This window comes from Microbacterium sp. NPDC090225 (assembly GCF_044772365.1).
Classification (GTDB): domain Bacteria; phylum Actinomycetota; class Actinomycetes; order Actinomycetales; family Microbacteriaceae; genus Microbacterium.
Map to the genome: position 1 here is coordinate 780032 of NZ_JBIVYS010000001.1, position 11704 is coordinate 791735.

The following is an 11704-nucleotide window of genomic DNA, read 5'->3' on the forward strand; positions in this document are numbered from 1 at the left end:
AAGGAACCGTGCTCTCGAAAGATATATTCCCATGAATAAGAATCTCCTGAGTGCAACGGAAGACGCCCCGCCCGCGAACGGGACGAGGCGTCTTCGTGAACGTCGTCGGATCAGCCGACGGCGACGAGGTCGATGATGAAGATCAGCGACTTGCCGGAAAGGAAATGTCCTCCCCCGGCCGGACCGTAGGCGAGGTGCGGCGGGATGGTGAGCTCGCGACGCCCGCCGACCTTCATGCCGGGGATGCCGTCCTGCCAGCCCTGGATCAGGCCGCGCAGGGGGAACTGGATGGTCTCACCGCGGCCCCACGAGGAGTCGAACTCCTCGCCGGACTCGAACTCGACACCGGCGTAGTGCACGGTGACGGTGTCGCCGGGCTTGGCCTCGGTGCCGTCACCCTCGATGATGTCGCGGATGACCAGCTCTGCGGGCGCAGGACCGGTGGGGGCGTCGAACTCGGGCTTCGTACGATCAGTCATGACTCCATCCAACCCGAGGAGACGCCGACCGGTCAACGCGACCGCACCTGCTCACAGCGAACACCCGACGAAGTCGCCCTTGACACTCCCGGGAGGCGGGTGCACCCTGGTTTCAAGCCAACTCAGCGCCCGGGAGACATGCAGGCATCGCCGCAGCACCGGGCGCTGAGTCTGTCCGGGGGGCGGTGTTCCCGCCCCCGTGGTTCAGTAAGCGAGCAGCGCGGCGCGCGTCGCGCGGGTGCGGATGAGGAGCGCGCGCTCGTCGTCCGACGCGAGCGGGTCACGCCCGGTGATCGCACGCTGACGGACGGATGCCAGTGTCGTCGCGTCCTTGATGAACTCGCGCATGAGTGGTCGGCGATCCCCGCGCAACCGCGCGGCCCAGGCCATCCCGACCTTGCGCCCCGCCGGTGTCGCGAGCATCGTGACCTCCTCGGGGGTGAACCACCCGGCGGCCGCGTAGTCGCTCAGACGCGCCTTCGTCAGACGCGCCTCCTCCCGACGCAGCGCGACGATGCCGATGATGAACCCGGCGAACAACGGGACCTGCAGCGTGAAGTACAGCAGGAAGAAGTCGGCGTACGTCGCCGATCCGTTCCACAGCGCGTGCAGCAGGATCGCGCCCAGCAGTCCGAGGAGCCCCGCGCCGAGGGCCGCCCACGCCGAGCTGTGACGGCGCGCCGCGAGACCGATCGCGAGTCCCGTCAGCGAGGTGAACATCGCGTGAGCGAACGGCGAGAGGAGCGCGCGCACGACGAAGGTCACCGACAGCTGCTCTCCCCCGCCCTCGATCAGGCTGATGGCGAAGTACTGGACGTTCTCGGTGAACGCGAACCCCGCGCCGACGAGCGCACCGTAGACGACGCCGTCGATCGGGCCGTCGAACGCGCGACGGGCCACGAGGAAGATGAGGAAGACGCCGAAGCCCTTCCAGAACTCCTCCACGATCGGCGCTTGCACGACCGCGGCGAGCTCCTCCGAGCGGAAGCCGAAGGCGAAGGTGAGCGCGAGATCCACCAACAGCGTGAGGCCGACGGCGGCGATCGCTCCCCACGCGATCGCGAAGATCACGAGGCTCTTGGGTTCGGGCTCCCACCGGTCGATCAGTCTGACGCCGAGGAAGACGATGGCGAGTGGGATGAGCGCGAGAACCAGTCCGATGACGGATGCCGAGGGTCCGAGCGCCACGACGAAGTAGCCGATCAGCGCCAGGAGCAGCAGGCCGAGGAACCCGAAGAGCCAGATGGATACGCTGCGCCCCTTGCGCGTCGGCACGGGGAGTGCCGGCAGCCCTTCGGCGGGAGAGGGCGCTGCCGGAGCGGGCGGGGTGTACGGCGTCGGCTGCGCGAGCGCGGATGCATAGGCCGGCTGCTGCGAGAACTGCCGGGGCGTGTACGCCGACTGCGCGTACTGCTGCTGGGAGAACTGCGGTGCGGGCGGCTGCTGCGGTGCGGGCGGCTGCTGAGGTGCGTAGACCGGCGGCTGCGGCGGAGCCGGAGGCGCGTACTGCGGAGGCGCGGGCTGCGGAGCCGGAGGCGATGGCTGCGCCGCGTGCGAGGGCTGCGGGGCCGGCGGCGGGGTGTACCGCGGGGGCTGCTGCGGCTGGGACGGTCCTCCGAAACTCATAGCCACGAGCATAGGGGCCGGAGCGGCGCCGTTCCCGGTATACCGGAGGCCTCCGCTGACAGGTCGCGGCCACCGGGTAGCGTAGAGGCATGCGGTTCGCTCATCTGCGCCGTCCGGATTCCCCTTCTGCGGTTCTCGCCGTGGTGGAAGACGCCGACGCCATCCTCGTCTCCGACCTCCTCACCGACGCTCCGGCGACGCTGCAGCAGCTCATCGAACGCGGAGACGCCGCGCTCGACCAGCTCCGCTCGGCTCTCGCCGAAGGCGCCGCGCCCCGGCATCCGCTCGGCGACTGGTCCTTCGCCTCGGCCGTCCTGGCGCCCCCGGCCGTGCTGGCCGTGGGACTGAACTACGCGGCCCACTCGAGCGAGCTGGGGCTCAAGACCGATGCCGCGCCGACCGTCTTCACGCTGTGGCCGAACTCGCTGACCGGTCACCAGCAGACCACCTCGTGGCCGCGGGCGCTCAGCGAGGCGGTCGACTACGAGGCGGAGCTCGGAGTTCTGATCGGCACCCCGGCGAAGAACGTCGCGGCGAGCGATGCGCTCTCCCACGTCTGGGGCTACACGGTCGTCAACGACATCACCGCGCGGAACATCCAGTTCGCGGAGGCGCAGTGGTCGCGCTGCAAGTCCTTCGACGGCTTCACCCCCACGGGTCCCTTCGCCGTCACCGCCGACGAGATCGCCGATCCGCAGGATCTGCACATCTGGACCGTCGTCGACGGGCACACCGTTCAGGACGCGACGACCGGCCAGATGGTGCGGTCGGTCGCGACGCTCATCGCGCACCTCTCGCAGTCGCTGACGCTGCTGCCCGGCACCCTCATCTCCACAGGCAGCCCCGGCGGAGCAGGCTACTCGCGCGATCCGCAGATCTTCCTCCGCGACCGTTCGAGCGTCACCGTCGGCATCGACGGCATCGGAGAGCTCACGACGCACTGCCGCATCCTCGACTGACCGTCGTCGGGGCGCGGAATCGCAGAAGGGCGGATGCCGAAGCATCCGCCCTTCTTCCGTATCCGCTCAGATCTCGATGAGATCGTCGGTCGGGATGATCGGGATCGCCGCCGTGACGGCCTCGAGCCCGGACAGACGCGCGGGCGACAGCTGCTTGGTTACCTCTTCACGCGACATGAGCCCGGCCTCGACGACGAGGTCGGCGACGCTGCGGTTCGTGAGCAGGGCGGTCTTCGCCAGCGCCGCCGCCGCCGCGTACCCGATGAAGGGCGTGAGCGCCGTGATCACGCCGACCGAGGCGCCGACCATGGTGACGAGGCGGTCGCGGTTGGCCGTGATGCCGTCGACGCAGTTCACGCGCAGGGTCCACATCGCCTGACGCATCCAGGTGATCGACTGGAAGATCGAGTGCGCGATCACCGGCTCGAAGGCGTTGAGCTGGAGCTGCCCGCCCTCGACCGCCATCGTCACCGTCATGTCCGCGCCGACGACGGCGAAGGCGACCTGGTTGACGACCTCGGGGATCACGGGGTTGACCTTGCCGGGCATGATGCTCGATCCCGCCTGACGGGCCGGGAGGTTGATCTCACCGAAACCGGCCTGCGGTCCCGACGAGAGCAGGCGCAGGTCGTTGCAGATCTTCGACAGCTTGATGGCGTTGCGCTTGAGCGACGACGAGAACGACATGAACGCACCCGTGTCACTCGTCGACTCGACGAGGTCGGTGGCGGTCTCGAGGTCGAGGCCCGTGATCTCGCGCAGGTGCCTGAGCACGGCGGGCGCGTAGTCGGAATGGGTCGTGATGCCCGTGCCGATCGCGGTCGCTCCCATGTTGATCTCGAACATGAGCGAGGCGTTCTCGGTGAGTCGGCTGTGATCCTCGCCGAGAGTCGTCGCGAAGCCGTGGAACTCCTGGCCGAGCGTCATCGGCACCGCGTCCTGCAGCTGGGTGCGTCCGACCTTCAGCACATCGTGGAACTCCCCCGACTTCGCCAGGAACGATCGGCGCAGCAGATCGAGCTCCTCGAGCAACGCCTGCAGGGTCAGCGACAGGCCGATCTTCACGGCCGTCGGGTACACGTCATTGGTGGACTGGCTGCGGTTGGTGTGGTCGATCGGCGAGAGGAACGCGTAGTCGCCCTTCTCGCGTCCTGCCATCTCGAGCGCGATGTTGGTGATGACCTCGTTCGCGTTCATGTTCGTCGAGGTGCCGGCACCGCCCTGGATCACCCCGACCGTGAACTGGTCGTGGAACTCGCCGTCGATGACGCGCTGGGCCGCGCGGTCGATCAGATCCGCCCGCTCCGGATCGAGCACTCCGATCTCGCGATTCGCGCGGGCACTGGCCTGCTTGACCATCGCGAGGGCGCGAACGAGATCCGGGTAGACCGAGATCGGGCGCTTCGTGATCGGGAAGTTCTCGTCGGCGCGGGCGGTGTGGATGCCCCAATACGCGTCGGCGGGAATCTCCATGCTCCCGAGGGAGTCGGTCTCAGTACGGGTCAGGGTCGGCGCGGCAGATGCCATGTCACATCCTTGTGGGTCGTGGCGAATGAGTGGAGTGGGGGATGACTCCAGTCTACGCCCGCGCCTTCACCGCGCTCGGGGCACCGCATCAGCGCGTCGGCTTCCGCGAGAACGCCTCCAGACGCGCCTCGGGATCCAGCGCCGCCATCTTCTCGAGCCATGCCTCCGAGAAGTACTCGCCGGTGGGCGCCGTCGTCACCGGCACGACGGTATGCGTGATGGTGTCGGGGTAGACGTGCACGAGGTTGAACGCCTGCGCGGCATCCATCCCGTTGACCTCTGCCGCCGGACGCGCGACGTTCATCGTGTAGCAGGTGGCGGAGGCGACGCTCACGGGCACCCCGGCGAACACCCCGGTCGACGAGTAGTGGAGGTGACCGGCGAGGATACCCCGCACGTCGCTCCCCCGGATGACGGACTCGAGCTTCTCCTGATGGCGCAGTTCGAGGATGTCGAACAGCGGCAGGTGACTCGGCAGGGGCGGGTGGTGCATGGCCAGCAGCGTGCCCTGCGGAGCCGGGGTCCGCAGAACGTCGGCGAGCCAGGCGAGCTGGCCGTCGTCGAGGTCGCCGTGGTGCCAGCCGGGCACCGAGGTGTCGAGCGCGATGATGCGCAGACCCTCGATCTCCCAGACACCGGTGACGGGCTCCTCCGTCGCCGGCGCGTCCAGCAGTCCCTCCCGCAGTGCGGGACGCTCGTCGTGATTGCCCGCGACCCAGATCACCTGCGTCCCGAGGTCCTCGGCGACCGGCTCGACGGCGGCGCGCAGGCGACGATATGCGTCGGGCTCCCCCAGATCGGTCAGATCGCCGGTGAGGACGATCGCGGCCGGAGACGGATGCACGGCGCGGATGGCGACCAGCGTGCGGGCGAACGTGTCGTCGACGTCGTAACGCCCTCCCAGACGCGCGCCTCCGGCGAGGAAGTGCGGGTCGCTGACATGGATGATCGTGTGCGACGCCGGCTGATACCGACCGAAGACGTAGGGCCCTGGCATGGCACCAGCCTATGACGGGGGTGGGACGCGCGCCCCGGCCCGTCAGTGCCCGACGACGATGATGAGGATGCCGGCGATGACCGCGAGCCCGCAGAGGGCGAAGCATCCATAGGCGCCCACGAGCGACAGGCGCTTCTGAGCGTCGGTCAGCGGGCTCTTGCGAGCCGCCTTCGCGGCCTGCTTCTCGGCCCGCTGGAGGTCCTTCTCGGTGATGACCGTGATCGCGTCCGTGAACTCCGCGGGACTCACCACCGGCGCGTGCCCGCTGCGCACCAGCAGGCGCAGACCGAACGCATAGAACGTGACGATCGCGACGGCGCCGACCAGCGCCGCGACGAACACCTGGAGGAAGGCGAGCCAATCGATCGAGACGCTCATTCGCCCGTTCCCTTCTCGCTGCCGGTCTCGTCGCGGACCGTGGTCGTGCTCTTCGTACGCGCGCCGGGCTTGCCCTGGGCACGTGCATCCGCCTTCGCCTGCTTGCGCGCCTTCGCCTCGGCCTTCGCCTGTTCGATCCGCTGCTGACGCCGCGTGGGCGGCGGAGCGTCCGGCAGGTCGATCGCGAGACCGGACTCCGCGACATCGCTCATCGCGTTCGCGGGCGTGACCGCGTCGCGGCGCGAGCGCAGGAAGAGTCCGATGATCACGGCGAGGGCGAGGACCGCGTCGATCGCGATACCCCAACCCCCGAGCCAGAGGGCGATGAGCGCGGCCAGCGCGCCGACCGCACCGGCCGCCGGAAGGGTGAGGAGCCAGCCGATCGCGATGCGGCCGGCGGTCCGCCAGCGCACCGTCGACCCGCGGCGGCCCAGACCGGAGCCGATCACCGAACCGGAGGCGACCTGCGTGGTCGAGAGCGCGAAACCGAATGCGCTCGAGGCGAGGATCGTCGCCGCCGTCGCGCTCTCGGCCGAGAAGCCCTGCGCCGGCTTCACGTCGGTGAGGCCCTTGCCGAGCGTGCGGATGATCCGCCATCCGCCGAGGTACGTTCCGAGAGCGATCGTCACCGCACAGGCGATGATCACCCAGAGGTAAGGATCGGCCTGGTCGGCGTTCTGCCATCCCACGGTGATGAGGGCGAGGGTGATCACTCCCATCGTCTTCTGCGCGTCGTTCGTGCCGTGCGCGAGGGCGACGAGCGAGGACGTGAAGATCTGCCCCCAGCGGAAGCCGTCGCGGCCGTCGGGCTTGCCGTCATAACGACGAGTGATCGAGTACGCCGCCTTCGTGGCGACGAAGGCGATGATCCCGGCGGTCACCGGCGCGATCAGCGCGGGAAGGATGATCTTCGACAGCACCATCCCGAAATCGATGCCCTGCACTCCCACGCCCACGAGCGTGGCGCCGATGAGACCACCGAACAGCGCGTGCGACGAGCTCGAGGGCAGTCCCAGCAGCCACGTCAGCATGTTCCAGGTGATCGCGCCGATGAGCCCGGCGAAGATCATCGGCAGGAAGACGGCGGCTTGGATGCCGTCCTCGTGGATGATGCCGTGCGAGACGGTCTTGGAGACCTCCGTCGACAGGAATGCGCCGACGAGATTCAGCACCGCGGCGAGCAGCACAGCGGTCTTGGGCTTGAGAGCACCGGTGGCGATGGGCGTGGCCATCGCGTTCGCGGTGTCGTGGAAGCCGTTGGTGAAGTCGAAGAAGAGTGCCAGCAGGATCACCAGCACGACGAGGAGGGCTGCGGTTTCCACCGTTCGCTTTCGGTCGTTGAGGAAGAGGGAGATGTCGACGAGATCGACGTGACGAACGAAGAGTTCACCGTGGGTTTGACTTCCGTTAACCGGCCCCGTTGAATCCTCCCACCGTCCTCGGTGCCGGTCAACTCGACCTGGGCTAGCGTGGAACGGTGACCAACGCCCCGATCGCAGACCGACGTTCGACCCTCCGCACGCACCACGGCGACACGTTCGACGACCCGTACGACTGGCTGCGCGAGAAGGAGTCCGCCGAGGTCGTCGCACACCTCGAGGCCGAGAACGCGCACACGGAGTCCGAGACCGCGCACCTCGCCGCACTCCGCGAAACCCTCTTCGAGGAGATCAAGGGACGCGTGCAGGAGACCGACCTCTCTGTGCCGACGCGTCGGGGAGACTGGTGGTACTACAGCCGCACGGTCGAGGGAGCGCAGTACGCGATCCACTGCCGAGCGACGGCCGATTCCGACGACTGGACTCCCCCACGGCTCGCGCCGAACATCGCGGTTCCGGGCGAGGTCGTGCTCCTCGACGGAAACGTCGAGGCCGAGGGGCACGAGTTCTTCTCCCTCGGGGCGTTCGACACCTCCGACGACGCGACGAAGCTGCTCTGGTCGACCGACTTCGAGGGCGATGAGGTCTATACGATCCGCGTACGCGACCTCACCACCGGCGAGACCCTCGCCGATGAGATCCCGAACACGGCCGGCGCGTTCTTCACGCCCGACGGCTCGGCGATCCTCTACACGACGCGCGACGACGCCTGGCGTCCCGACACGCTCTGGCTGCATACGCTCGGCACCCCGGTGTCGGATGACGTGCAGCTCTTCCACGAGCCCGACGAGAAGTTCTGGCTCGGCGCCGGCATCACCCGTAGCCGGAAGTACCTCGTCATCGGCGTGGGCTCGAGCATCACGAGCGAGGAGTACCTGGTCGACCTTTCCGGCCCCCTCACCGCAGCCCCGCAGATGATCTGGCCGCGCACCGAGGGCGTCGAGTACTCGGTCGAGCACGCGATCGTCGACGGCGAGGACCGACTTCTCATCCTGCACAACGACGACGCCCTCGACTTCGAGCTGGTCTCGGTCGCGGCCGACGCCCCGCAGGGCCCGCAGCGCATCATCCTGCCGCATGAGCCCGGCCGGCGGCTGCTCGGCGTCGATGCGTTCCGCGACTTCGCGACGGTCGAATACCGCGCGGAGGGCCTGGAGCGGGTCGGACTGCTCGACTACACGACGGATGCCGTCACCGACATCCCCTTCGACGAGCCGCTGTACTCGGCCGGGGTCAGCGGCAACCCCGAGTGGCACTCCCCCTTCCTCCGCCTCGGGTACACCTCGTTCGTGACGCCGGGCACCGTGTACGACCTCGACATCGCGACGAAGAAGCTGCTGCTCCGCAAGCGCGTCACCGTGCTCGGCGGCTACGACCCGACGCAGTACGGTCAGCGTCGGGACTGGGCGACGGCCGACGACGGCACCCGGGTGCCGATCTCACTGGTCTGGAAGAAGGAGTTCGGAGCCCCCGGCGAGACACCGCGCCCCGTGCATCTCTACGGCTACGGCTCGTACGAGCACTCGATCGATCCGGGCTTCTCGGTGGCGCGCCTGTCGGAACTCGACCGCGGTGTCGTGTTCGCCGTGGCGCACGTGCGCGGTGGTGGAGAGATGGGCCGCCAGTGGTACGAAGACGGCAAGCTGCTGCACAAGCGCAACACGTTCACCGACTTCGTCGCGAGCGCCCGTCACCTCATCGACACCGGGGTGACCGCGCCCGACCGTCTGGTCGCCGAGGGCGGCAGCGCTGGAGGGCTCCTGATGGGCGCCGTCACGAACCTCGCTCCCGAACTGTTCACCGGTGTCCTCGCCGCCGTTCCGTTCGTCGACGCCCTGACCACGATCCTCGACCCGTCGCTGCCCCTCACCGTCATCGAGTGGGATGAGTGGGGCGATCCCCTCCACGACGCCGACGTCTACGCGTACATGAAGTCGTACTCGCCGTACGAGAACGTCCGTGATGGCGTGCGGTACCCGCGCATCCTGGCCGTGACATCACTCAACGACACCCGCGTCCTCTACGTGGAGCCGGCGAAGTGGGTCGCCCGCCTGCGGGAGGCCGGAGCATCCGACGTCCTCCTCAAGTGCGAGATGGTCGCGGGACACGGCGGAGTCAGCGGACGCTACAACTCCTGGCGCGAGCGTGCGTTCGAGCTCGCCTGGCTGCTCGACACGCTCGGGCTGGCCGACTGACCGCGGCGAAGAACAGGCGAGCGCGCGAGATCAGGCCGTTTCCTGAAGGAACGGCCTGATCTCGCGCGACTGCCTGATTCCACCTGTCCTGCACGATCCGCGGGGAGCAGAAGTTCCTCCCCGAACCGGCACCCACGGTCACCGGCTACCGAGTCCGCGCGCGATCCTTTCCGAATGCGAACGACGGATGCGGCGGACTGGGTGCACTCTCAGGGCGGCGTCGCGCACTCGTCGACCATGCGTGCGGCGGGCATCACGCTCCACCAGACCAACCGGTCGATCGCCGAGGGACGGCTGAGACGGGTCCGGCGTTCCTGGCTGATCAGCGTCGGATGCGACGAACGTCGCGCGATCGCCGCGAGCATCGGAGGACGCGTCACATGCGCCAGCGCGGCAGCTCTCCGCGGGTGGTGGACTGTGGAGACGGACGGCGTCCACGTCGCCCTCCCCCACTCCGCCTCCCGGTTCGAGTCCAGCGGCGTGCGGGTGCACCGCGGACGAGGTCCCGTGCCGTCGCCGCGGTTCGCTGTGGAGGAGCATCCGTTGAACGTGCTCTTCCACGTCGCCCGATGCCTGCCCCGAGTCGACGCCGCCGCAATCTGGGAAGGTGCGATCCGCGCCGGCGCCGTCGAGGTGGACGAACTCGAGCGCGTGCGATGGCGCTCGCCTGCGGCCACCGCTCTCGCGGCATCCGTCAGCAGCCGCTCGGACTCCGGGCCGGAGAGCACCTTCGTCGCCCTGATGCGCGATATCGGCGTGACCGTGAAACAGCAGTTCTGGGTCGACGGGCATCCGCTCGACGTGATGATCGGCAACCGTCTCGGCGTTCAGATCGACGGGTTCCGCCATCACAGCGCGCCCGCGGATCGGCGCCGGGACATTCGCGCGGATGCACGTCTCGCCCTACGCGGATACACCGTGTTGCGCTTCGACTACCAGCAGGTCATGCACGACGGTCGCTACGTCCAGAATGCGATCCTCACCGCGATCGCTCAGGGTCTGCACCTCGAAGCCGACCGCCGGATCACGGCGCGATAGTGCCCTTCAGCACAGGCCGTTTGGCAGGATCAGGCCGTTCCATCCGGCGACGGCCTGATCTCTCGCGATCGCCTGACGCCGCGCGCTCAGCCGAAGAGGGCTGCGGCCTCGTCGTACCGGCTGCGGGGAACCGTGTTCAGCTCCCCCAGGGCCTCGGCGAACGGCACCTCGACGATGTCGGTGCCGCGCAGCGAGACCATGCGACCCCAGGACTTGGCGACGAGCGAATCCGCCGCGTGCAGGCCGAGGCGTGTCGCGAGGACCCGGTCGAATCCGGAAGGCGACCCTCCGCGCTGGATGTGTCCGAGCACCGTCGAACGCGTCTCGATACCGGTGATGCGCTCGATCTCGGGGGCGAGCACCTCGCTGATACCACCGAGCCGGGGACGGTTGAACGCGTCGAGCCCCTTGTCGCTGTACGCGGTGTCCATCCCGGTGAGAGTGAAGCCCTCGGAGACGACCACGAGCGGCGCGCGGCCGCGGTCGTGCGCGCTCGACACGAGCGCGGTGATCTCGTCGATCGACATCGGCACCTCGGGGATGCAGATGACGTGCGCGCCGGCGGCCATACCCGCGTGCAGCGCGATCCACCCGACGTGGCGACCCATGACCTCGGCCACCATGCATCGCTGATGCGAGTCACCGGTGGTGCGCAAGCGGTCCATCGCGTCTGTGGCGATGTTCACGGCCGTGTCGAAGCCGAACGAGTAGTCGGTCGCGCGCAGATCGTTGTCGATGGTCTTGGGAACACCGATCACGTTGATGCCGTCATTCGCGAGACGGTTGGCCGCTGCCAGCGTGCCCTCTCCGCCGATCGCCAGGATGCCGTCGATGTCGTGGGCCGCGAGCGTCTTCGCGATGTTCTCGGCGCCGCCCCGCGGTCCCTCGTAGGGGTTCGTGCGGCTCGTGCCGAGGATCGTTCCGCCGACCTTCGAGAGACCCTTGACCTCGTGGCGCGTGAGCGGGAAGAAGTCGCCATCGACGACTCCTCGCCAACCGTCGCGGATGCCGACGAACTCGATGTCGTACGTGGTGGTGCCCTTGAGTACGACGCCGCGGATCACCGCGTTGAGTCCGGGGCAGTCGCCACCGCTCGTCAGGATTCCGATCTTCATGCTGTTGCCTC

10 protein-coding genes are annotated in these 11704 nt (G+C 68.5%); 3 read left to right on the top strand and 7 right to left on the bottom strand.

Features of this window, described 5'->3' with window-relative positions:
* Nucleotides 1–110: 110 nt before the first annotated feature.
* Together ACIQTT_RS03900 and ACIQTT_RS03905 are read right to left on the bottom strand one after the other, a co-directional pair.
* Nucleotides 111–479: an FKBP-type peptidyl-prolyl cis-trans isomerase gene (locus ACIQTT_RS03900; protein ID WP_247622738.1), complete on the bottom strand. Its 369-nt coding sequence runs from the start codon at nucleotides 477–479 to the stop codon at nucleotides 111–113.
* 204 nt (nucleotides 480–683) lie between these two features.
* On the bottom strand, nucleotides 684–2105 hold the full coding sequence (locus ACIQTT_RS03905) for a PrsW family intramembrane metalloprotease (protein WP_402786255.1): 1422 nt from the start codon (nucleotides 2103–2105) through the stop codon (nucleotides 684–686).
* An 89-nt stretch (nucleotides 2106–2194) separates the two neighbouring features.
* On the opposite strand from ACIQTT_RS03905, the gene ACIQTT_RS03910 reads away from it, so the two are divergent.
* Nucleotides 2195–3064 carry a fumarylacetoacetate hydrolase family protein gene (locus ACIQTT_RS03910; RefSeq protein WP_402786258.1) on the top strand — a complete coding sequence of 290 codons (870 nt, stop codon included), beginning with the start codon at nucleotides 2195–2197 and terminating at the stop codon, nucleotides 3062–3064.
* Nucleotides 3065–3130: 66 nt separating this feature from the next.
* On the opposite strand, the gene ACIQTT_RS03915 is transcribed toward ACIQTT_RS03910, so the two are convergent.
* The 4 genes from ACIQTT_RS03915 to ACIQTT_RS03930 form a co-directional block, all read right to left on the bottom strand.
* The gene (locus tag ACIQTT_RS03915) at nucleotides 3131–4591 is read right to left on the bottom strand and encodes an aspartate ammonia-lyase (protein ID WP_402786261.1); all 1461 of its coding nucleotides are present in this window, start codon (nucleotides 4589–4591) and stop codon (nucleotides 3131–3133) included.
* Nucleotides 4592–4679: 88 nt separating this feature from the next.
* Nucleotides 4680–5588 carry a phosphodiesterase gene (locus ACIQTT_RS03920; protein ID WP_402786264.1) on the bottom strand — a complete coding sequence of 303 codons (909 nt, stop codon included), beginning with the start codon at nucleotides 5586–5588 and terminating at the stop codon, nucleotides 4680–4682.
* 42 nt (nucleotides 5589–5630) lie between these two features.
* Entirely contained in the window at nucleotides 5631–5966 is a 336-nt protein-coding gene (locus ACIQTT_RS03925; RefSeq protein ID WP_402786267.1) for a peptidase, read from the bottom strand.
* A complete protein-coding gene (locus ACIQTT_RS03930) occupies nucleotides 5963–7288 on the bottom strand; it encodes an anion permease (protein WP_402786270.1) in 1326 nt (441 codons plus the stop codon). Before ACIQTT_RS03930 ends, ACIQTT_RS03925 begins: the two co-directional genes overlap by 4 nt.
* A gap of 155 nt (nucleotides 7289–7443) precedes the next feature.
* Between ACIQTT_RS03930 and ACIQTT_RS03935 the strand changes: the two genes are divergently transcribed.
* Together ACIQTT_RS03935 and ACIQTT_RS03940 are read left to right on the top strand one after the other, a co-directional pair.
* Nucleotides 7444–9540 (top strand): S9 family peptidase, encoded by a 2097-nt coding sequence (locus tag ACIQTT_RS03935; RefSeq protein ID WP_402786273.1) that lies wholly within the window; start codon nucleotides 7444–7446, stop codon nucleotides 9538–9540.
* 174 nt (nucleotides 9541–9714) lie between these two features.
* The gene (locus ACIQTT_RS03940) at nucleotides 9715–10578 is read left to right on the top strand and encodes a DUF559 domain-containing protein (RefSeq protein ID WP_402786276.1); all 864 of its coding nucleotides are present in this window, start codon (nucleotides 9715–9717) and stop codon (nucleotides 10576–10578) included.
* Between the two features lie 86 nt (nucleotides 10579–10664).
* Here ACIQTT_RS03940 and ACIQTT_RS03945 read toward each other — a convergent pair whose 3' ends face one another.
* Nucleotides 10665–11693: an ATP-dependent 6-phosphofructokinase gene (locus ACIQTT_RS03945; RefSeq protein WP_402786279.1), complete on the bottom strand. Its 1029-nt coding sequence runs from the start codon at nucleotides 11691–11693 to the stop codon at nucleotides 10665–10667.
* Nucleotides 11694–11704: the final 11 nt, after the last annotated feature.

Bases quoted from the DNA above. Each gene is read 5' to 3' on its own strand.
- ACIQTT_RS03900 (WP_247622738.1), bottom strand. From the start codon at position 479: ATGACTGATCGTACGAAGCCCGAGTTCGACGCCCCCACCGGTCCTGCG.
- ACIQTT_RS03905 (WP_402786255.1), bottom strand. From the start codon at position 2,105: ATGAGTTTCGGAGGACCGTCCCAGCCGCAGCAGCCCCCGCGGTACACC.
- ACIQTT_RS03910 (WP_402786258.1), top strand. From the start codon at position 2,195: ATGCGGTTCGCTCATCTGCGCCGTCCGGATTCCCCTTCTGCGGTTCTC.
- ACIQTT_RS03915 (WP_402786261.1), bottom strand. From the start codon at position 4,591: ATGGCATCTGCCGCGCCGACCCTGACCCGTACTGAGACCGACTCCCTC.
- ACIQTT_RS03920 (WP_402786264.1), bottom strand. From the start codon at position 5,588: ATGCCAGGGCCCTACGTCTTCGGTCGGTATCAGCCGGCGTCGCACACG.
- ACIQTT_RS03925 (WP_402786267.1), bottom strand. From the start codon at position 5,966: ATGAGCGTCTCGATCGATTGGCTCGCCTTCCTCCAGGTGTTCGTCGCG.
- ACIQTT_RS03940 (WP_402786276.1), top strand. From the start codon at position 9,715: ATGCGAACGACGGATGCGGCGGACTGGGTGCACTCTCAGGGCGGCGTC.
- ACIQTT_RS03945 (WP_402786279.1), bottom strand. From the start codon at position 11,693: ATGAAGATCGGAATCCTGACGAGCGGTGGCGACTGCCCCGGACTCAAC.